A 19,678-nucleotide genomic window follows, 5' to 3' on the forward strand; every position below is an offset into this window, starting at 1 on the left:
GCAGCCACCGTCTGCGCGGAGTCGATGACCTCGGCCATCGTCTCCCTGAGCGCGCCCTGCGCCTTCCGCAACGACCGGGCCATGTCGCCCAGCTCATCATTCGACGTCACGTCCGCCTCGACGGTCAGGTCGCCCTCACCCATCGCCTCGAGAGACCGCTCAACCTTGCCGGCCGCACCGGTGATGCGCCGCGCGAACCAGACGCCCAACGCGACGGCGACGCCGACGGCGACCACGGCGATCCCGACCAGCATGTACGTGACCTTCGTGACCTGGGAGGCGGCATCGGCCGAGTTGATCGCGATCTGGTCGTCCACCTGGTCGGTGAGATCGCCGACGTGGCCGAGCATGGTGTCGGCGAGCTCGGCGCGGGTGCTCCGGTCCACCTCCGTGCCGGTGTACGTCGGGTCGTACGCGGAGGTGATCGCGTCCTTGTAGTCCTGCCACGCCTGCTGCTCCTCGGTGCCCCACTGCATATCGGCGCCGTAGGTGGAGGTGAAGAACTGGGAGAACTCATCGAGCTTGGACTCGAACGCGGTGAACAGCTCCTGCTCGGTCGCCCAGTCCGCGACCAGCTCGTCTCCCGAGCTCGATCGCATCTCCATCTGCTGGAAACGCACCGCGTTCAGCGCCGCGAGCACCTCAGCGGCCTTCGTGTCCGAGTCTGAGGAATGCTCCATCGCCTGCTGATCGTTGGAGCCCTGTCCTCTCAGCTGGATGACAGCGATCGCTGCGACCGCGGCGAGCAGGGCGACGACCGTGCCGAAAGCCAGAAGAACCTGAAGGGACAGTCCGAATCGGCGTCCATTCGCCGGACGCATGGCGGAGTCAGGGGTGCGCATTTCTCTTTCCTTGGTGAGGACGAATGATCGCGGGGACTCATCCGGCCCATCGGACGGATGCCAGGACATTCAAGAGAAACATCGCGATACGTGAACTTCTCTTCCGGCCTGATCCCGGACGCCCCCCGGGGGCGTCCGCCACAACGCCCGTGCCTCCCGCCCGAGAACGCACGAAGGCCCGCGGGCCGCGCACCCTGGCGAGGGGTGCAGCGGGCCCGCGGGCCGGTGCGATGCCGGGCGCGGCGCTAGAGGTGGGGGTCGCCGAACCCGGTCTGGGAGGTGATGCCTAGTACGCGACGATCACCGAGATGCGTCCGTCGCCGTAGCCCTGGATGGACAGCGTGCCATCGATGCGGCCGCCCTCCTGGAGCGCGAGCGAGTTGACGTCGCCGGGCAGGGTCTCGCGCGGCGCGTACGTCTCCTTGAGCTTGAGATGCACCGTGTCCTTCTTGTTGAACAGCGATGCGGCCACGTTGAGGATCTCCGACATGTTGTCGAACTGGGGCGGAGTCACCAGGCCGCTGGTGACGGCCTGCTCAGCGCCGTTCTGCGGCATCAGCGCGATCGCCGAGCCGCCGCGCGCGATGAGCGGGACGTCGACGAGCGCGATCGCGTGGATATTGCTGAAGTCGTCCACGTAGGTGGCGCAGGCGGCCCCCTCGAGGGGGTCCACCTTCTTGCCGTCGCTCCACTCGACGTCGCGGCCGAGCATGCCCTCGAAGAGCTCCCTCACCTCGAACGCCGTGGGCACCGGCGTCGGCAGGAGGTCAACGGCGCTCATGCGAGGAGGGGGTCGATCGTGTCGCGGAACGTGTCCGCGGTGAACGGCTTGGCGATGAGGAACAGCGCGCCGGCCTGCTCGGCCATCTCGCGCATCTGGTCCGAGCCCTCGGAGGTGACGAACGCGAAGGGCGTCTCGTCTCCTGCGCCGCGCAGGTTGCGCAGCAGCTCGATACCGGTCATCTCGGGCATGTTCCAGTCGGACAGCACGAAGTCGGGCTGTCCGGCCTGGATCTTCGTGAGAGCGTCGGCGCCGTTCTCGGCCTCCTCGATCTCCCACCAGTCGTAACCCGCCTGACGGAGCGTACGGATCACGATCTGCCGCATGACGCGGCTGTCATCGGCGACGACAACCTTCATGTCGGCCACCTCTCTTTCTCTTTCGGTCGGGTCAGGGCGTGGTTGTGGACTTCTCTTCGAACACCCAGAGGCTCACGCAGACGAGAGAGCCCTTCCAGGTGACGCAGGCATCGACGATCGGCTCGAGGCCGGACATGTCCGGCATGCCGCCGGACACGGTCGGCATCGTCAGGGCGCCGGGATGCGTCACGAGCGACTTGACGTTGCCGCCCACGACGTTCACCAGCTCTCCCACCGCATCGTCGAAATCGACTCCCGGCACCTCGTCGGTGTCCTCGAGGTCGAACAGGACCCGGGCGAGGTCGTCGCCCGTGTCGTGCCCCATCGAGATGAGGACGCGCGCGTCCTGATCTCCTCCGAGGACGTCGACCCACGTGTAGGTCGGGTGCAGGATCGCGGGGCGCTCGCCGTACCACCGGATGAGGTGGCCGGGCTCGCCGTCGATCATGGTCGCGAAGAGGTCCTCCGCGATCGTGAAGATGGGGTCGGGGTCCGCGAGGACCTCCCACATGGTCGTGACGGTCACAGCGTCTCCTTCGCCTCGACGAGCCCCAGGAACTGGAGCTTGTCGACGATCACATCGGGGGTGAAGGGCTTGATGACGTACTCGTGGGCGCCGGCGGCGAGCGCGCGGACGATCTGGTTCTGCTCGCCCTCGGTCGTCACCATCATCAGGGTGATGTCGCGCCACTCGTCGCGCTTGCGTGCCTCGACCACGAACTCGAAGCCGGTCATCACCGGCATGTTCCAGTCGATGCAGCACAGCTGCACGTCGTCGTTCTCCTCGAGGCGCGCGAGCGCCTCCTTACCGTCCCCGGCCTCGACCACGTCGAAGCCGACGCCGGTGAGGATCCCCCCGACGATGCGGCGCATGACGCGCGAGTCATCGATGACAAGTGCCTTCATGTCGTCTACTTCCCTTCGCGAGGCCTGTATACGGATGCGCCACCTTCGTGGACGCGTTCCCAGGAGTCGTCGATTCCGATGGTGGTCTCGGCGGCGCCGAGGAACAGGTACCCGCCAGGTGCCAGGGAGCGCCTGACCTTGGAGAGCACCTCGCGCTTCGTCGCGACGTCGAAATAGATGAGGACGTTGCGGATGAACACGATGTCGAACGGGCCGCCCACGGGCGGCTGGTCCAGCAGGTTGTGCTTGCGGAACGTGATCTGGTCACGCAGCTGGGGGTTGATCTCGAAGGTCGCACCCTTGCGCACGAAGTGCTTGACGAGAACCGGGGCGGGAAGGCCGCGGTTGACCTCGAGCTGGCTGTACGCGCCGAGGCGGGCCTTGGACAGGACCTCCTCAGACAGGTCGGTCGCGGTGACCGAGAGCCCCAGGTCCGCGTGGTGGTCCTTGACCGTCATCGCGATCGAGTAGGGCTCCTGGCCGGACGAGCATGCGGCCGACCAGACCTTGAGGTGACGCTTGCCCTGGTTGCGCAGCTCCGGGATCACGTGCTGGCGCAGCATGTTGAACGGGCTGATGTCGCGGAACCAGGACGTCTCGTTCGTGGTGAGCGCCTCGACCACCGCATCGTGCAGGCCGGTGTTGGCGCGCAGGGTGCGGACGTAGGCGTCGACGTTCGGGGCGCCGGCGGACCTGGCGAGCGGCGCGAGGCGGCTCTCGACCAGGTACTCCTTGCCCTTCTCGAGCTGGATCGCGCTGCGCTGGCGCACCAGCGTCGCGACGAAGTCGAAGGCCTCGGGTGCGATGCTCATCGTCCGACCCCCACTCCCGCGGTGCGGCCCGCGAAGATGGCGGCGATCGCCGGAGCGATCTCGGAGATCGGGAGGATCTGGTGAGCGAGGCCCGCGGTCGCGGCTGCTCCCGGCATCCCCCAGACCACCGAGGTGGCCTCGTCCTGGACGATCACACGACCTCCGGCGTCCTTGATCTTGCGCGCGCCCTCGCGTCCGTCGGCGCCCATGCCGGTGAGGATCACGGCGAGCAGGTCGCCTCCCCACACCTTCACGGCGGAGTCGAACATGACGTCCACGGCGGGGCGGCAGAAGTTCACCTGCGGTCCCTGGTGGACCACCGCCTTGACGAGCGTTCCCTGGTTGCGCGCCTCGAGGTGATAATCGCCGGGCGCGACGTAGATGCGGCCCGGGTCGAGACGGTCGCCCTCCTTGGCCTCCACGACGTGGGAGGGGCCGAGACGGTCGAGCCTGTTGGCGAGCTGCGCGGTGAAGACGGGCGGCATGTGCTGCGTGACGAGCACCGGCACGGGCAGGGCCGAGGGCAGCGCGCCGATGACCTTCGACAGCGCCTCGGGACCTCCCGTGGAGGACCCGATGACGACGGCACGCGGACGACGCACTGGGCCCTGGGGCTCGGCGACGCGGGCCGGCGCGGTGAGGCGCGGGCGCCCGACGAGGGCCTTGATCTTCGGCAGCAGCTGCTGCTTGATGACGCCGACGGCCTCGGCCGGGTCGGCGACGCGCGTCGGCTTGGTGACGTAGTCCGTAGCACCCGCTGCGAGAGCGTCGAGCGTGGCGGACGCGCCATGCGACGTGAGGGTCGAGAACATGATGATCGGGGTGCGCACGTTGCGGCGGCGCAGCTCCGTCACGGTCTCGATGCCGTTCATGATCGGCATCTCGATGTCCATCGTGATCAGGTCGGGCCTGAGAGACGCGACCTTCGTCAGCGCGATCTGACCGTTCTGCGCGACGCCGACGATCTCGATCGACGGGTCGGCGGCCAGCGCCTCGGTGACGATGCGGCGCACCACGACGGAGTCGTCGACGACGAGGACCTTGATGGGGGCCATCAGCGACCGCCCATCCGGCGGCCCGAGCGCTCGAGGCGAGCGCCTCCGCTCTGCGTTGTCATCGTGTCTCCTCTGCTGACGCCTTCGGCGCCAGGGTGGTGCCGGGCCCTCGCGGGCCCCGGCGTGGGAACTGGGGAAGTGGGGGAGGTCGGGTCAGACCTGGGCGGCGAGATCGACGTCGAGCGACAGGAGGAGCTCGTCCTCCATCGAGTAGACGCCGGTCACGAGCTCCTGGAGCGACTCCTCGAGCGTGGGCGGCGGGGGGCCGAACGTGTCGGGGTCGAGCTCAAGGACGTCGCCGACCGCGTCGACCAGCAGCGAGATCGGCTCGCCGTCGATGTTGACGACCATCATCATCGGCTCGTCGTCCGGACCGTACGGCTCGCGACCCAGACGGGCGCGGAGATCCACCATGAGGACCACCTGGCCGCGAAGGTTCACGAGGCCGGCCACGGTGCGCGGCGCGTGGGGCACCGGCGTGTGAGCCTGGATCTTGAGGGCCTCCTGGACCCGGGCGACGTCGACGCCGTACAGGCGGTCGTCGAGCTTGAACGTGGCGAGCTGGTGACGCATGTCAGGCTCCCTTCCCGGCGCCGATGAGCTCGGCTACCTCGGACTCGTTGAAGACGTTGTCGTCGGCCTCGTAGAAGGAGGCGTCCGCGGCGGTGACCGCGGCCTCCAGGTCGAGCAGCTCGGTGACCTTGTCCTTGACCACGATCGACCCGAGCAGGCCGTAGCCCGACACCTCGGAACGCTCCTCCTCCGAGGAGTCGACGATGTCGACCACCTCGTTGGCGATGAGCGCCACGGTCCGGTCGCCGCGCTGGCACACGACGAAGGCGAGCTCCTCGCGGAAGGCCGCGCCGGCGCCGAGCATCTGGGCCAGGTCGACCACCGGCGTGATCCGGTCGCGGTACTGCATGACGCTCGCGCCTCCGACGGTCTCGAGGACCGTCGCGGGGAGGCGCTCGAGGCGGGTGACCGCGCCGAGCGGCATCGCGAGCTGGCGCCCGTCGCCGACGGAGACCACGAGCATCTGCTCGGTGTCGCCGCGGCCGGCGTGCTCGTCGTGGCCCTCGATCTGGGTCTCGTTGAGCTCCAGGGCCCGACGGGCGACCGCGGGGATGTCGAGGATCAGCGTGACCGATCCGTCGCCCAGCAGCGTCGCGCCGGCGTAGAGGCCGATGGTCTTGATGGCCGCGGCGATCGGCTTGGCGACGATCTCCTCGGTGTTGCGGACCTTGTCGACCAGGAGGCCGAAGCGGCCGCCGTCTGCCTGCAGCACCGCGATGACTGCACCGACGAGCGACTCTCGCTTCTGGCGGCCGAGCACGTCGCGCAGATCCACGAGCGGGAGCAGGTGGCCGCGCAGGCGGTACACCGGGGCGTCGCCCACGTGGTCGATGCCGGTGAGCTTGTCGTCGATCGCGAGCAGCTCGAGCAGGTTCACCTGCGGGATCGCGAAGGTCTCGGAGGCCGACTCCACGGTCAGCGCGGGCATGATGGCCAGCGTCAGCGGGATGCGCAGGCGCCACGTGGTGCCGGCGCCGGGGGTCGACTGCACGTCGACGACGCCGCCGATCCCGTCGATCTTGGTCTTGACGACGTCCATGCCGACACCGCGACCGGACACGTTCGTGACCTTCTCGGCGGTCGAGAAGCCGGGCAGGAAGAGCAGCTGCAGGATGTCCTGCGGGCTCATCGCCTCGATCTGCGCCGCGGTCTTGAGGTCCTTCTCGATGGCCTTGGCCGAGATGACCTCGGGGTCGATGCCCTTGCCGTCGTCCGTGATCTCGATGACGACCTGACCGCCCTGGTGGTAGGCCTTCAGGGTGAGCACACCCTGCTCGGGCTTGCCGACCTTGGTGCGGGTCTCGGGCGTCTCGATGCCGTGGTCGATCGCGTTGCGGATCAGGTGCGTCAGCGGGTCCTTGATCGCCTCCAGGACGCCGCGGTCGAGCTCCGTGTCCTTGCCGACCATGTCGAGGCGCACCTTGCGGCCGAGGGCCGACGAGATGTCGCGCACCATGCGGGGAACCTTGTTCCACACGTGGTCGATCGGCTGCATGCGGGTCTTCATGACGCCCTGCTGCAGCTCGGTCGCGATGAGCGACAGGCGCTGCGAGGCGCGGACCAGGACCGGGTCGTCCATGTCGGCGGCCAGGTTGGTCATCGCGTTGCGGGCGAGGACGAGCTCGCCGACGTGACGCATGAGGGCGTCGAGCACGTCCACGTCCACGCGGATCGACTGCTCGGCGGCCGAGCGGACCGCGGTCTCCTCGACCTTCTCCGTCTTCGCGGCGGGGGCCGCGGGCGCGGCGGCGGCCGCAGGGGCTGCCGGCGCCGGGGCCTCGGCGGGCTTGTCGGCCGGGCGCTTGCCGATCTTCGGCTTGATGGTCTTGGCGGGCTCCGCGGCGGGCTCCGCAGCGGGCTCCGGCTCGGCGACGGCCTCCTCGGCGGGAAGCTCCTCGTCGTCCTCGTCGTCCTCGTCGTCCTCGTCGTCGTCGCTCACGTGGAGGGCCGTCATGGCCTCGGACAGCGCGTCGTCGGCGTCGGCGTCGGCGGGAGCCGCGGCCGCGGCGGCGCCGCCGGTCGGGTCGTCCAGGACGGCCTGGAGCTCGGCGACGACGGGCGCGGTGTCGATCGTGCCCTCGTTGCCGGTGGCCTCGATCGAGCCGAGCAGGTCGCGCACCGCGTCGACCATCTTGAGCAGCACGTCGGCGGTGAGCTGAGTCATCTCACGCTTGCCGTCACGCAGCTCGGCGAGGAGGTTCTCGCCGACGTGCGTGAGGGACTCGAGGTTGCTGAAAGCAAGGAAGCCCGAGGTGCCCTTGATGGTGTGGATGGTGCGGAACACCGAGCTCAGCAGAGCGCGCGAGCCGGCGTCGCTCTCCAGAGCGACAAGGTCCTGGTCAAGCTGGTCGAGGTTCTCGTAGCTCTCGACCACGAACTCCCGGACGATCTCATCCATCGCGTCCATCGATACGCTCCTGTCACGTTCCTGGCGGCTCTCTGCCGTGTCAGGGTGCTCATCGGCCGGGGGTACGCGATGGTGAGCAGTCGTGTCAGGTCGGGTGAAACGGGCGCAGGGACGATGCGGGTGTCGCCCGACCTAGTCAGGCAGCGGCGTGTAGTCGTCGCACCAGGCAAGGACAGCGGCGCGCGCGTCCTCGGCCGACATCGCCTCCTGCCGGGTCTCGCCGTCGGCATCAGTGCTGACGAGCCATGCCTCGGACTCGCCGCTCAGGGCCGCGGGCTCGACGAAGGCGCGCGTGTCGTACGAGGTCACCCAGATCGCCCCGAGCTCGCGGGTCGCGCCCTCGAGGCGCTCGGTCTGGCTGCTGTCGTCCAACGCCCAGCCGGCGGGGATCTCGGAGGCGTCGGTCGGAGCGGGCAGCGGCCACTCCTGGACGGCGTCAACGTCGCTCGGATCCTTCGCCGTGGGCTCGTAGAGCACGTAGCCGCCGGAATCTCCTGAGTCGGTCTCGCTGACCTCGACGAGCCACGGCACGTCACCCGCGCACAGCGGGGTGACGACGGAGGCCGTGCCGTCGCCGTGGTCGATCCACGCGAGCGGCGCGTCGTAGGCCTCGCGGGAGCATCCGCTGAGCGTCGCCGCCGTGAGGACGACGGCCCCGAGCAAGGCTCGGCGTCGCACCGGCGTCATGCGCCGCTCCCCCAACGTCCATCCTCGGGTCGCAGCGCAGCGCGGAGGCCACGGAAGGCCTCCGCCATCCGCATCGCACCGAGAGCCGCTCCCATGATGACCACGACCGGCAGGTGCACGAGGGTGAGCAGCAGGCCCGAAGGCGAGAGCCGCTCTCGCCAGCCGTCCTCCGCGACCTCCCACGCCGCGGGGTCGGGCTCCGCTTCGGGATCCTCGATGGAGCGTCCGGTGCTCTCCCAGTAGAAGCACTCGAGCTCCTCCATCAGGAGGAAGCCCTCCTCGCCGTACGGAGTCGTGAACGTCTCGGGAGACGCGACCGCCGAGTCGAAGGTCTCGCGGCCGCTCAGGACCACCTCGAAGGCCTCGCCGAGCATCCCATCGCTCGCGCACGACGCTCGTGCCGAGAGGTACTCGTCCGCGCGTGCGCGCATCCAGGTCCACCACTCGAGGACCGCTTCGTCGCCGTCGGCGACCACCGCAGCGGCTATCGCCTCGCCGTCGATACCGAGGCTCTCCCTCAGACGATCGATGTGGGCCCATCGCGCGACGTCGTCCATGCTCTCCCCCGGGCTCCGCGGACGCGTCGCGCCCGGCACAGCGGAACTGGCCCCACGCCAACCGCCGCCCCGTAGCCGCCGTCAAGGCAACACCCCGCTCGTGGGCTGAGGCATTTCTAGCACCCCGAAGCATCTCTCCGGAAGGGGCGCGTCAGCGCGAGATCGGGCAGCCCGCGCACGCGATCTTCGCGCCCGGGGTGCAGCCGGTGCCGCACGCGGTGCCCGTGTCCACGACGAGGCCGAGGCGCTGCGCCTCCTCCGCGACCGCCTGGGCGAGATCCGCGTTGATGCCGAGCTCTCGCGCGGCGCCCGCGGGGGTGAAGCCCCGGCCCATGAGCGCGACCACGGAACCGAAGACCGAGCCGGCACCCTTGACCGGGTGGGTGGCGCGTCGTCCTGTCACAGCCGGCTCCCCACCTGGAACACCAGAGTCGCGAGGAGGTAGGCGCCCACGAAGGACGTGGCGGCCGCGCCCGTCGTCCATCTCCCGCCGTAGAGGCGCCGCTGCTCGGCGAGGGTCGCGAAGCACGGCAGGTAGGCGAGGATGAAGAGCATCAGCGCGAAGGAGGCCGCGCCGGGATGGCCGCCCGAGGTCTCGTTCACGGTCGCACGGACCTCGTCGCGCAGGGCGGCGGCGCCGGAGTCGGTCGTGTCGTCCAGCGCGTACGACTGGGCGAGCGCGCCGACCACGGCCTCCTTCGCCGCGACGCCCGTGACGAGCGCGGCGGCGATGTGCCAGTCGTCCAACCCCATGGGCGCGAGCGCCGGCGCGATGCCCTCCGCGACGACGCCGTACAGCGAGTCCTCGACGGGCACGTCCGCGATCGTCGCGTCGCCGCGCACGGGGATCGCCTGCAGCGTCCACAGCGCGACCACCGCGAGCAGGATCACCGTGCCGGCCTTGCGGATGAAGGAGACGACGCGCGCCCAGACCGAGCGGCCGAGCGTGCGCAGGTGCGGCCACTGGTAGTCGGGCAGCGCGATGACGAGGGACTGCGGCCTGAGGTCGCGCATCACCGTGCCGCGCGCGAGCAGCCCCCCGACGACCACGAGCACCACCGACATCACGTACAGGAGGAAGACGACGGTGCCGGCGCGCTGAGGGAAGAACGTCTCCGCGAGCACCAGGTAGACCGCGAGGCGCGCCGTGCACGAGGTGAGGGGCACGAGCATCCCCGCGAGCAGGCGCTGACGCGCGTGAGGCAGCACCGAGGTGGCCGTGAGCGCGGGGACGTTGCAGCCGAAGCCCACGATCAGCGGCAGCATCGCGCGGCCGTCCAAGCCGATCCGACGCAGGGCCTTGTCCGCCACGACGGCCACGCGGGCCAGGTAGCCGGACGCCTCGAGCGAGCCGATCGCGACGAACATGAGCGCCATGAGGGGGATGAACGACACCACGGCGCTGAGCCCGGCGAGCACTCCCCCGACCACGAAGGACTCGAGCCACGCAGGCGCGTGGGCCGCCTCGAGGAGCGCCTGCGCGCCCGCGCTCACGGGGCCGTCCACGAAGCCCGACATCGCGTCCATGAGCGGCGCCGCCGCGACGGTGGTGAGCTCGAAGATCGCCCACACGACCAGGCCGAACATCGGGATGCCGAACCAGGGGCTGAGGAGCACCCGGTCGAGCGTGTCGGAGAAGGCGGGCTTCGCATCGTCCGGGGGAAGGACCTCATCGACCACGCTCTCGACCCAGTCGAACAGGACCTGGGCGCGCTCGAGCTCGGACGTGAGCTCGCCGTCGTCCGCGGCCGTGCACGGCAGGCCCTGCACGCGCCGGGGGCGCTCGAGCGAGACCGAGACGGCGTGGGCGAGAGCGTCGACGCCCTCCCCCGTGCGGCCGTTGACGGCGACGACGGGGACACCGAGCGTGCGACCCAGCGCGGCAATGTCGGGGGCGAGGCCGCGCGACGCGGCGAGGTCGGCCATCGTGACGGCCACGACGACGGGGACGTCGGTGAGCGCGATCTGCGCGAGGAGGTAGAGCGAGCGGCTGAGGGCGGTCGCGTCGAGGACGACGACGTCGAGCTCGCCGTGGCCCGCGGCGACGGCATCGGCGGCGACCTGCTCGTCGGGCGAGCGCGCTACCAGGGAGTACGTTCCGGGCAGGTCGACGAGCTCGACCATGGTGGTCCCGCAGCGCCACGCTCCCTCCGTGAGGGTGACCGTCGTGCCGGGGGCGTTGACCACGTGCTGGCGCGAGCCCGTGAGGGTGTTGAAGAGGGTGGACTTTCCGACGTTGGGGTTGCCGACGAGCATCACGCGGGGCGTGGTCGTGGTCGCTCCGGTGACGGTCGCGGAGGTTCCGGCCGGGCGCTTCGCGGGGGCTCCGGCCGGGCGCTTCGCGGGCCCGCCGGGCGCGCAGTGGTCGGCGCTCATGCGCTCGCCACCTTGACCTCGATGCTGCGGGCCGTCTCGAGGTCGATCGCGATGCGCGCGGCACCGATGCTCACGACTCGCGCACCTGCCGCCGCGATGCCGACCACGCCGACGAGCGTGCCTCGGCGCAGCCCCATCTCGCGCAGGCGCAGGGCCGTGTCGGCCTCAGCGTTCACGGCGCGGATGTGCGCGCGGGCGCCCCGGGGAAGGTCGGCGAGTGTCACCGAATCAGGGTAAGTCGGAGAGTCAGGCTCGCCTTACCTACTTTGGTCCCGGTTTTCGAAACGCCTAAGTTTCGTAATGACGATGGATCGGGACGATGCGTCAGGCGGGCTTCTCGTCCGTCTCGGCGGGCATGGGCGGCGCGATGGACTTGAGGGCCTCGATCGCGCTGTCGTCCATGGCCGCGGCCTCGGCGTTCTGCTTCTCGACCGCCTCGAGGATCTCCGCGCGCGTCACCTTCACCGAGCGGGGCGCGTCGATGCCGATGCGCACGCCGTCGGAGCGGACATCGATGATCGACACCACGATGTCGTTACCGATGACGAGGCGCTCACCGACGCGACGGGACAGGACCAGCATGCGACGAGCCTAACGGGTGTCGGCCAGAACATGGTCAGGGTCGGCTGGAATCGGCGCGTATCGCGCGTCAGATCGGAGGAACCGGACGATGTGGGCGAGCGACATCGTCGCCGCGCACCCTGGCCTCGGCCCGGGTTCACACCCCGTCGAGTCCGTTATGCCCTGATTGTCAGACCCCTCTGATGGACTGTACCCATGGTGATCGGGACCGCTGATGTGGAGCAGGTGAGCGCGCAGGTGCGTGCGCTTGCTGCGCACGATTGCAGTGGGCTCGGTGAGGGCGAGCTGTTGGATCTGACGGTCGCGATCGCTCAGTTGGAGCGGCTGGTGGGAGCGCTCGGATCGCGTGTAGCCGGGGAGATCATGCGGTTGTCGGATCCGGCGGCCCCGGGTGGCGGGTTCGCGCGGCGACAGGGTCATGGCAACGCTTCGGGGTTGTTGTCGAAGGTGCGTGGCGGTTCGCACTCGAGCGCGAACAACCAGATCGACGCCGGGGACGCGTTCACCGAGACCGACGACGACCGCGAGGATGGCGACCAGCCTGGGCAGGAGGAGGGGCTGTTCGGTGCGGCGGGCTCTGGCGAGCCGGATCCCGACGACAACCCCGCACCCAAGCCGACTCCCACGCCGAAGCCGAAGCGGTGCAAGTATCCCCGTGCTGCCGCGGCTCAGCTCGACGGGTCGTTGTCGACCGATGCGGCCGGGACCATCGTGCGCGGGCTGAACTCGCTTGCCGACAAGATCGACGCCAGCGCGCTGGCCGATCTTGAGAAGCGCTTGGTCGCCCGCGCGGAGGGCAAGAGCGCCAACGAGGTGGCGAAGATGGTCGCGCGGGCGGTGGCTCGCGCCGATCAGGCCGCGCTGGAGGAGCGCGAGAAGAAGAACCACCAGGAGCGGTACCTGTGGTGGAAGCAGGGCAGCGACGGCATGACCGTGATCCACGGCAAGCTCGACGCCGCGAGCGCGGCGCCGATCATCGCGGTGCTCGAGCAGATGACGACTCGTGACGTGCGCAACCAAGCGCGCCCCGACGCGACAGCCGCCGACGCGGCGGCCGACGGGACCGGTGGCGTCGACACGCGCACCAAGGGTCAGATGCGTGCCGACGCCCTGTACGAGCTCGCTCGTCACGCGTTGGGCTGCACCGGGACCGACGCTTCAGGGGTGCGCACCACGATGGTGATCCGTATGAACCTTGAGGACCTGCGGTCAGGGGTCGGGATCGGGTCGATCGACGGCATCGACCAGCCCGTCTCCATCACCGGGCTGCGACGCCTGGCGGCAGAGGCAGGCGTGATCCCCGAGGTGCTCGGCCGTGACGGCGCCGTGATCGAGCTCGGACGCCAGCAGCGACTGTTCAGCCGGTACCAGCGGCTGGGGATGATCGAACGCGACGGCGGCTGCGCCCGCTGTCACGCCCCCGTCGAGCACTGCGAGGCCCACCACGTCATCCCCTGGGAGCACGGCGGACGCTCCGACCTGTCCAACGGCGTCATGCTGTGCACACGCTGTCATCACGACGTCCACGCTCAAGGCTGGGACATCGAGATCAAGGCCGAGCAGGTGTGGTTCACCCCACCACGCTCCCAAGACCCCTCCCGCACCCCACGCCTGGGAGGCAACGCCGCCCTCGAGCTGGGACCCGATCTCGACACCGACCAGGCCCCGGCCGGCAACAGAGAGCCTGCCCTGACGTCCTAGGGAGAGCTCCGCCCGCAGCCGCGACGCCGGCAGCGTCAGAAGCAGGAGCAAGCGCAAGAGCCGCGGGCCACGAGCCCACGAGCCCACGAGCCCACGAGCCCACGAGCCCACGAGCCCACGAGCCCACGAGCCTCAACGGTGCGCGGCGACCCGCTCCGCGAGCAGCGCGCCCCACACCGTGGGCGACGCGGGCAACCCATCCATCCACGCCACGGGAAGCTCCGCATCCAACAGCGCAGCGGGCGACTGCGAACGTCCGACGCCGACCGCGGCGATCGCGTCCAGACGTGCGCCCACGGCGAGCGGCTCCATCGCGGCCGCGACCCCGTGCGCCTCGCCGGCGTCGACCGCGAACCACGCTGAATCCGCCTCGAACGCGGTGAGCAGCGGCGTCGCCGCGATCGCGCCACGCCGCCCAGGAGCGATGCCCAGAGCGACCACGAGCGGAAGACCCTCGGCCGCCGCCTCATGCGCGCGCGCGCGGGCGGCGCGGGCCGCCGCCTCGGTGCGGATCCGACGACCGTGCCCGCGGATCGCCTCGCACTCGCCAGCCAGCACGAGCGACTCCTCGGGCAGCCCCATCCAGGACGTCACCTGACGCGCGACCGCGAGCGCACGCTGCGGCGCACCCGCCACGACCAGGAGCTCTCCCGGCTCGAGCCGACGCTGCGTCGGGGATCCAAGCCTCGCTACCATCCCGAGCAGCGGCACCCGATCCGACAAGGCGACACCGTCACCGAGCAGGCGCGGGGGCACGCCCAGCGCAAGCAGATCTGCCGCGGTCGGGCCGGCCGCGACCGCGTCGACCAGGTCGCTCTGCACGCCCCACCGGTGGATGACGATGCCGGAAGTGGTGGGCGCCGCATCGTCCGCGAGCGCCTCCGGGGTGACCGCGGGAAGCGCCGAGACGACAGTCTCGACCGGGGCGGTGATGCCGCGTGAAGCGGGGGCCGTGGCTGCATCCGGGGCGGGCGCGGCAGGAGCACCGGCAGCCGGCTCGGAGGCGGCAGTGGCACCGGCGGCCGCCGGCAAGGAGGCGGGAGGCTCTGCCAGCGCTGCGGGCAGCACAGGGGACTCGGGCGCGAGCGCCGGGACGATCAGGCGCTCCGGCTGACCGCCCTGTCCGCCCTGACCGGCGGCGGGCGCGAACGGCGCGAAGGTCGAGGACTCTCGCTCAGGGGCGAAAGACTCAGCCTCAACCGGCATCGCCTCTGCCGACACGGTCTCGCCAGGCGCGGTCTCGACGGGCGCGGTCTCGACGGGCGCGGTCTCGACATGCAAAGCCTCTGCGGGCGCGGCATCGGCCGAAGCATCCAGCCCGGGCACACCACCGGCTGCCAGCACCTCAGCCGCCGCGTCGTCCGTGGCCACGTCGTCTACGGCAGGAACGCGCGGGTTGACGACACGCGCGGCCGGATCCGCGGCGGGGAACGCCGCCGGAACGAACGTCCGCGTCTCGGACTGGAACGGCGCCCCTGACTGGAAGGGCACCCCTGACTGGAAGGGCACCCCTGACTGGAAGGGCACCCCTGACTGGAGGATCGCATCGTCCGTGGCCGACGCATCGTCCATCGCGGGCAGCCCGACCGCCGCGTCCATGGCCTGCTCGAACGCGTGAAGCGCGGGCGTCGCGCCCGTGGACGGCGAGGCCGCGGGCCGAGCCCCACCCAGCATCTCCGCCCGCAGCGCCTCCGCGTCGGCGATCTCCGCCGCCACCTCGGGCGACAGCCGCTCCGAAGGATCGATCCTGGGGCGCGTCGACGCGGGCCCCGCCTCGACGGCGAGCGCGGTGTCCGGGACCTCGAGCGTCAGCTCGTACATCTCCTTGGCGAAGAAGCCCATGACGCCGCCGCTGCGGACGCGCTCCGCGCGCACGACGGTGACGTGCGGGCCGTACTGCTCGCGCGCCTGCACGAGCAGCTCGTGCGGGTCGGAACCCTCAAGATGCAATCGTTGCGGCATCGCTCACGACTCCCACCGTCTCGACCTGCACCGAAGCGCCGGTCACCTCTGTATAGGAAAGAACAACCACGTGCGGGATGGCAAGGGCCAGCGTGCGGCGCAACGCCGGACGCAGCACGGGAGCGCACGCGACGACCGCCTCGAAACCTGCCCTCTCCACATCGTCCAGACGCTGGCGCGCCGACTGGATGAGGCGCTCCAGGCGGTCGGGGTCGACCGCGAGCTGCGTGCCGTCGTCGCCAGGGCGACGCGCCTCGACCAGCTGCTGCTCGAGCAGCGGCTCGAGCGTGAGGACGCGGAGCACGCCGTCCTGCGTGTGCGCCGCCGCGACAGCCGGACCGAGCGCCCCGCGAGCGGCCTCGATGAGGCCCTCCGGGTCGGTCGAGACCTTGGCCCGAAGCGACAGCCCCTCGAAGATGCGGGGGAGGTCGCGGATCGAGACCCGCTCCGCGAGCAGCCCCTGAAGGACGCGCTGGATCTCGCCGAGCGACAGGAGCGACGGCACCAGCTCGTCGACCACGGCCGGGTTGACCTGCTTGACGCCGTCCACCAGGACGCGCACATCCTCGCGGGTGAGGAGGCGCGGGGCGTTGTCCGTGATGATCTGGCCGAGGTGCGTGACGAGCACCGAGACCCGGTCGACGACGGTCGCTCCCGCGAGCTCGGCCTGCGCACGCGCCTGCATCGGCACCCACTTGCCCATGAGCCCGAACACCGGCTCCCGGACGGACTCGCCCGCGAACTGGTCGAGGTGGTCGCCGAGCGCGAGCAGGCGGCCGACCGGCGCCTCGCCGCGCGCGACCTCGACGCCGCCGATGCGGACCACGTACGTGGAGCGCGGCAGGTCGACCGAGTCGCGGGTGCGGACCGGCGGGATGACGAGGCCGAGCTCCATCGCGATCTTGCGGCGCAGGCCCTTGACGCGGGCCAGCAGGTCCTGGTCGGAGCCGCTGCCGACCAGGTCGACCAGGTCGGGTGCCAGCTGGATCTCGAGCGCGTGGACGCGCATCTGCTCCATGATCGCCTCCGGCGAGTCCGGTCCCGGACCCTCGGGGCTCTTGGGGGCCGCGATCTCCTGGGACTGCTCGGCCTTCTCTCGTGCGCCGACGCGCTGCCCGATGATCAGGAGCCCGATGCCGAGGACCAGGAACGGCGGCTTCGGCATGCCCGGCACGAGCGCGAGGAGCACCGCGGCGCCGCCTGCGATCATGAGCGCGGTGCGGGACTGCGTGAGCTGACGGCTCGCCGCTGTTCCCATGTCCTCCTGCGCCGTGGCGCGGGTGACGATGATGCCTGTCGAGACGGACAGCAGCAGCGCGGGGATCTGGGAGACGAGGCCGTCACCGATGGTGAGCATCGAGAACCGCTCGAGCGCCTCGCCCGGATCCATGCCCATCTGCAGCATGCCGACGCCGAAGCCGCCCAGCAGGTTGATGACGGTGATGATGATGCCCGCGATCGCGTCGCCCTTGACGAACTTCGAGCCACCGTCCATGGCGCCGTAGAAGTCGGCCTCGGCCGCGACGTCCGCGCGGCGCTGGCGGGCGGTGGCCTCGTCGATGAGCCCCGAGTTGAGATCCGCGTCGATCGCCATCTGCTTGCCGGGCATGGCGTCCAGGGTGAAGCGCGCGCCGACCTCGGCCACGCGGCCGGCACCGTTCGTGATGACCGCGAACTGGATGATGACGAGGATGAGGAAGATGACGAGGCCGATGATGATCGAGCCGCCCACCACGAAGTGGCCGAACGCGCCGATCACCTCGCCCGCGTAGCCGTCGCGCAGCACGAGGCGCGTCGACGCGACGTTCAGGCCGAGCCGGAACAGGGTCAGCACCAGGAGCATCGACGGGAAGACCGAGAAGTCGAGCGGGCGCTGCACGTACATCGACGTGAGCAGCACCACGAGCGACAGCGCGATGTTGGTGACGATGAGGAAGTCGAGCAGCGCGGCCGGCAGCGGCACGACGAGCAGCAGGACGATGCCGACGACCCCGACGGGCACGGCGAACTGTGTCATCCGGTTCTTCATCATGGCTGGTTCTCCTTGAGGGGGAGGGCGAGGACTGCGGGGAAGGGGGGAAGCTCACGCGTCACAGGGACGATGCGGTGGGCGCGGAAGCCAGGCGCGGGACACGCGCGCGGGACGATGCGGTGGCGGGCGCTCGCGCCAGCCAGGACGATGCGGGTGTCGGTCATGCGGCGACCTCCTCGGCGTGCGGGTTGCGGTGCATGCCCGCGGCGGCGCCGCGGCGGCGGAGGGCCATGACGAAGGCGAGCACCTTCGCGACGGCCGCGTACAGGTGCGGGGGGATCTCGTCGCCGATCTCGCACGCGGAGTGGAGCGCGCGGGCGAGCGGGATGTCCTGGACCATCGGGATCCTGTTGTCGGCGGCCTTCTCGCGGATCTTCGCCGCGATGTGGCCCGAGCCCTTCGCGACGACGCGGGGCGCGCCCGTGCCGGGCTCGTACTTGAGGGCCACGGCCACGTGGGTGGGGTTCACCATGACGACGTCGGCGTCGGCGATCGCCGCCATCATGCGGTTGCGGCTCATCGCCATCTGGCGGGCGCGTCGCTGACCCTTGATGTGCGGGTCGCCCTCGGACTGCTTGTGCTCGTTCTTGATCTCCTGCTTGGACATCATCGTCTGCTTGCGGTTGCGCTTCATGATGACGAACATGTCCGCGCCCGCGAGCGCGAGGCCCGCGAACACCGCGGTCTTGACGAGGTCCGTGACGCCGCCGACCGCCGTGTCGACCATCGTCGTGAACGAGTGCACGCCCGAGCCGAGCAGCAGCGGGACGAGGCCCTGGATCACGAAGTACAGCACCGTGCCGATCGCGGCCGCCTTGAGCGCGGCCTTGATGCCGTTCCACCAGGCCTCCTTGCCGAAGAGCTTCTTGGCGCCGTTCTTCGGGTTGAAGTTGTCGAACTTCGGCTTGAGCTTCTTGGGAGAGAAGTGGATGCCGCCCTGCGCGACCGTCGCGATGACCGCGGCGAGCGCCACGACTCCGAGCAGCGGCAGGATCGTCGTGATCACGGACGCAAGGCCCTGCTGGAAGGCCTCGAGCGCGACCATCTCCTCGGGGGAGGCGGCGATCGCCTCGAGCGCGACGAGCTGCTCCGTCGCCGCGTCCCGCGCGTGCGAGATCACGAAGGGCATCATGAGGACCGCCGAGCCCACGACGACCCACGCGTTCATGTCGGTGGATCGCTGCAGCGCGCCGTCGCGGCGCAGCTGCTTCATGCGCTTCGGTGTGGCCTTCTCGGTCTTCTCTCCGGCGTCCTTGTCACTCACTGCGCGCCTCCCAGGATCATCTGGAGGGCCTCATCCGTGAGCGTGCCGATGATGCTTGGCAGGGCGAGGAACGCGATCGAGCCGAGCGAGAGGGTGAGCAGGATCTTGAGCGGGAAGCCGAGCGCGAACGCGTTGAGCGCGGGAGCGACTCGCGTGAGCAGGCCCAGGCCGACGTCGGCGAGGAAGAGGACGACGACGAGCGGGCCCGCGATCTGGAGCGCCGCCACCATGAGCTGTGCGAAGCCGTTCGTCATGAGATCGGCCATCACCGACAGCGACGGCGCGACGCCGAGCGGCAGCACGTCGAAGGTGCGCACCATGCCGGCGATCATGAGCTGATGCGCGTCGGACGCGAACAGCAGCACGAGCGCCGTCATGGAGTAGAAGCGGCTGAAGGTCGCTCCCTGCGAGCCGGAGACCGGGTCGTAGGCCGACGCCATCTGGAAGCCTCCCATGACGTCGATGAGCGAGCCCGCGGTCTCGACCGCGGCGAAGACCAGGCGGACCATGAAGCCGAGCGCGAGCCCGATGAAGGCCTGCAGGACGAGGGCCCCGATGAGCGCGCCGGGGGTCTCCTGCGCGAGGAGCGAGCCGGGGGCGATCTCGGACGCCGCCGTGACGCGAGGCATGGCCGCGAGCGCGATGCCGATGCCGAGCGCGGCCTTCACCGAGCCGGGGAACTGCTTCACGTTGAACGGCGGCGCGACGACGAGGAACGCCGTGAGCCTCACGCCCGCGAGCATGAGGGTCTCGACGAACGCGAGGTCGAAGGTCAGCTCCAT

The 19,678-nt window shown here is 70.3% G+C and carries 21 protein-coding genes; 1 reads left to right on the top strand and 20 read right to left on the bottom strand.

The features are described from left to right. From AOP78_RS11510 to csrA, 15 genes are all read right to left on the bottom strand, one after another. A partial coding sequence (locus AOP78_RS11510) for a HAMP domain-containing protein (RefSeq protein WP_160297630.1) occupies positions 1-842 on the bottom strand: 842 nt, incomplete at its 3' end. A gap of 286 nt (positions 843-1,128) precedes the next feature. After that, a complete protein-coding gene (locus tag AOP78_RS11515) occupies positions 1,129-1,623 on the bottom strand; it encodes a hypothetical protein (RefSeq protein ID WP_062204737.1) in 495 nt (164 codons plus the stop codon). After that, positions 1,620-1,982, bottom strand: coding sequence for a response regulator (locus AOP78_RS11520; RefSeq protein ID WP_062204740.1), 363 nt, complete (start codon positions 1,980-1,982; stop codon positions 1,620-1,622). Before AOP78_RS11520 ends, AOP78_RS11515 begins: the two co-directional genes overlap by 4 nt. Before the next feature lie 31 nt (positions 1,983-2,013). Continuing rightward, on the bottom strand, positions 2,014-2,508 hold the full coding sequence (locus AOP78_RS11525) for a chemotaxis protein CheX (protein ID WP_062204742.1): 495 nt from the start codon (positions 2,506-2,508) through the stop codon (positions 2,014-2,016). After that, the gene (locus AOP78_RS11530; RefSeq protein ID WP_062204745.1) at positions 2,505-2,888 is read right to left on the bottom strand and encodes a response regulator; all 384 of its coding nucleotides are present in this window, start codon (positions 2,886-2,888) and stop codon (positions 2,505-2,507) included. The genes AOP78_RS11525 and AOP78_RS11530 overlap by 4 nt, the downstream gene beginning before the upstream one ends. 5 nt (positions 2,889-2,893) lie before the next feature. Then, positions 2,894-3,700 (bottom strand): CheR family methyltransferase, encoded by an 807-nt coding sequence (locus AOP78_RS11535; RefSeq protein WP_062204748.1) that lies wholly within the window; start codon positions 3,698-3,700, stop codon positions 2,894-2,896. Further along, entirely contained in the window at positions 3,697-4,755 is a 1,059-nt protein-coding gene (locus AOP78_RS11540) for a protein-glutamate methylesterase/protein-glutamine glutaminase (protein WP_062204751.1), read from the bottom strand. Before AOP78_RS11540 ends, AOP78_RS11535 begins: the two co-directional genes overlap by 4 nt. Before the next feature lie 153 nt (positions 4,756-4,908). Next, complete coding sequence (locus AOP78_RS11545) at positions 4,909-5,328, bottom strand: chemotaxis protein CheW (RefSeq protein ID WP_062204755.1); 420 nt, start codon at positions 5,326-5,328, stop codon at positions 4,909-4,911. Position 5,329: 1 nt separating this feature from the next. Continuing rightward, entirely contained in the window at positions 5,330-7,735 is a 2,406-nt protein-coding gene (locus AOP78_RS11550) for a chemotaxis protein CheW (protein ID WP_062204758.1), read from the bottom strand. Between the two features lie 132 nt (positions 7,736-7,867). Further along, complete coding sequence (locus AOP78_RS11555; protein ID WP_062204761.1) at positions 7,868-8,422, bottom strand: hypothetical protein; 555 nt, start codon at positions 8,420-8,422, stop codon at positions 7,868-7,870. Next, positions 8,419-8,979, bottom strand: a complete 561-nt coding sequence (locus tag AOP78_RS11560; RefSeq protein ID WP_062204765.1) for a hypothetical protein — start codon at positions 8,977-8,979, stop codon at positions 8,419-8,421. Before AOP78_RS11560 ends, AOP78_RS11555 begins: the two co-directional genes overlap by 4 nt. 151 nt (positions 8,980-9,130) lie before the next feature. Next, positions 9,131-9,382 carry a hypothetical protein gene (locus AOP78_RS11565; protein ID WP_062204768.1) on the bottom strand — a complete coding sequence of 84 codons (252 nt, stop codon included), beginning with the start codon at positions 9,380-9,382 and terminating at the stop codon, positions 9,131-9,133. After that, positions 9,379-11,355, bottom strand: coding sequence for a ferrous iron transporter B (feoB, locus tag AOP78_RS11570; RefSeq protein WP_083980076.1), 1,977 nt, complete (start codon positions 11,353-11,355; stop codon positions 9,379-9,381). The genes AOP78_RS11565 and feoB overlap by 4 nt, the downstream gene beginning before the upstream one ends. Next, positions 11,352-11,579, bottom strand: coding sequence for a FeoA family protein (locus AOP78_RS11575; protein WP_062204772.1), 228 nt, complete (start codon positions 11,577-11,579; stop codon positions 11,352-11,354). Before AOP78_RS11575 ends, feoB begins: the two co-directional genes overlap by 4 nt. A 100-nt stretch (positions 11,580-11,679) precedes the next feature. Further along, positions 11,680-11,937, bottom strand: a complete 258-nt coding sequence (csrA, locus tag AOP78_RS11580; RefSeq protein ID WP_062204775.1) for a carbon storage regulator CsrA — start codon at positions 11,935-11,937, stop codon at positions 11,680-11,682. Between the two features lie 195 nt (positions 11,938-12,132). Between csrA and AOP78_RS11585 the strand changes: the two genes are divergently transcribed. Beyond that, positions 12,133-13,638 (top strand): HNH endonuclease signature motif containing protein, encoded by a 1,506-nt coding sequence (locus AOP78_RS11585; protein ID WP_062204778.1) that lies wholly within the window; start codon positions 12,133-12,135, stop codon positions 13,636-13,638. A gap of 132 nt (positions 13,639-13,770) precedes the next feature. Here AOP78_RS11585 and AOP78_RS11590 read toward each other — a convergent pair whose 3' ends face one another. From AOP78_RS11590 to AOP78_RS11605, 5 genes are read right to left on the bottom strand one after another with little or no spacing between them, the layout of a single operon-like run. Continuing rightward, positions 13,771-15,600 (bottom strand): hypothetical protein, encoded by a 1,830-nt coding sequence (locus AOP78_RS11590; protein WP_152659526.1) that lies wholly within the window; start codon positions 15,598-15,600, stop codon positions 13,771-13,773. Further along, positions 15,578-17,629: a flagellar biosynthesis protein FlhA gene (flhA, locus tag AOP78_RS11595; RefSeq protein WP_152659539.1), complete on the bottom strand. Its 2,052-nt coding sequence runs from the start codon at positions 17,627-17,629 to the stop codon at positions 15,578-15,580. The genes AOP78_RS11590 and flhA overlap by 23 nt, the downstream gene beginning before the upstream one ends. Further along, positions 17,629-17,796, bottom strand: coding sequence for a hypothetical protein (locus tag AOP78_RS15255; protein ID WP_160297631.1), 168 nt, complete (start codon positions 17,794-17,796; stop codon positions 17,629-17,631). Before AOP78_RS15255 ends, flhA begins: the two co-directional genes overlap by 1 nt. Then, positions 17,793-18,896 (bottom strand): EscU/YscU/HrcU family type III secretion system export apparatus switch protein, encoded by a 1,104-nt coding sequence (locus AOP78_RS11600; protein WP_083980078.1) that lies wholly within the window; start codon positions 18,894-18,896, stop codon positions 17,793-17,795. Before AOP78_RS11600 ends, AOP78_RS15255 begins: the two co-directional genes overlap by 4 nt. Then, positions 18,893-19,678 (bottom strand): flagellar biosynthetic protein FliR, encoded by a 786-nt coding sequence (locus AOP78_RS11605; RefSeq protein WP_062204789.1) that lies wholly within the window; start codon positions 19,676-19,678, stop codon positions 18,893-18,895. Before AOP78_RS11605 ends, AOP78_RS11600 begins: the two co-directional genes overlap by 4 nt.

Origin of the sequence: Demequina salsinemoris (assembly GCF_000974805.1) — a bacterium.
GTDB lineage: Bacteria > Actinomycetota > Actinomycetes > Actinomycetales > Demequinaceae > Demequina > Demequina salsinemoris.

Bases quoted from the DNA above. Each gene is read 5' to 3' on its own strand.
- AOP78_RS11515 (WP_062204737.1), bottom strand. From the start codon at position 1,623: ATGAGCGCCGTTGACCTCCTGCCGACGCCGGTGCCCACGGCGTTCGAG.
- AOP78_RS11520 (WP_062204740.1), bottom strand. From the start codon at position 1,982: ATGAAGGTTGTCGTCGCCGATGACAGCCGCGTCATGCGGCAGATCGTG.
- AOP78_RS11530 (WP_062204745.1), bottom strand. From the start codon at position 2,888: ATGAAGGCACTTGTCATCGATGACTCGCGCGTCATGCGCCGCATCGTC.
- AOP78_RS11535 (WP_062204748.1), bottom strand. From the start codon at position 3,700: ATGAGCATCGCACCCGAGGCCTTCGACTTCGTCGCGACGCTGGTGCGC.
- AOP78_RS11540 (WP_062204751.1), bottom strand. From the start codon at position 4,755: ATGGCCCCCATCAAGGTCCTCGTCGTCGACGACTCCGTCGTGGTGCGC.
- AOP78_RS11545 (WP_062204755.1), bottom strand. From the start codon at position 5,328: ATGCGTCACCAGCTCGCCACGTTCAAGCTCGACGACCGCCTGTACGGC.
- AOP78_RS11550 (WP_062204758.1), bottom strand. From the start codon at position 7,735: ATGGACGCGATGGATGAGATCGTCCGGGAGTTCGTGGTCGAGAGCTAC.
- AOP78_RS11555 (WP_062204761.1), bottom strand. From the start codon at position 8,422: ATGACGCCGGTGCGACGCCGAGCCTTGCTCGGGGCCGTCGTCCTCACG.
- AOP78_RS11560 (WP_062204765.1), bottom strand. From the start codon at position 8,979: ATGGACGACGTCGCGCGATGGGCCCACATCGATCGTCTGAGGGAGAGC.
- feoB (WP_083980076.1), bottom strand. From the start codon at position 11,355: ATGAGCGCCGACCACTGCGCGCCCGGCGGGCCCGCGAAGCGCCCGGCC.
- csrA (WP_062204775.1), bottom strand. From the start codon at position 11,937: ATGCTGGTCCTGTCCCGTCGCGTCGGTGAGCGCCTCGTCATCGGTAAC.
- AOP78_RS11585 (WP_062204778.1), top strand. From the start codon at position 12,133: ATGGTGATCGGGACCGCTGATGTGGAGCAGGTGAGCGCGCAGGTGCGT.
- AOP78_RS11590 (WP_152659526.1), bottom strand. From the start codon at position 15,600: ATGCCGCAACGATTGCATCTTGAGGGTTCCGACCCGCACGAGCTGCTC.
- flhA (WP_152659539.1), bottom strand. From the start codon at position 17,629: ATGAAGAACCGGATGACACAGTTCGCCGTGCCCGTCGGGGTCGTCGGC.
- AOP78_RS15255 (WP_160297631.1), bottom strand. From the start codon at position 17,796: ATGACCGACACCCGCATCGTCCTGGCTGGCGCGAGCGCCCGCCACCGC.
- AOP78_RS11605 (WP_062204789.1), bottom strand. From the start codon at position 19,678: ATGGAGCTGACCTTCGACCTCGCGTTCGTCGAGACCCTCATGCTCGCG.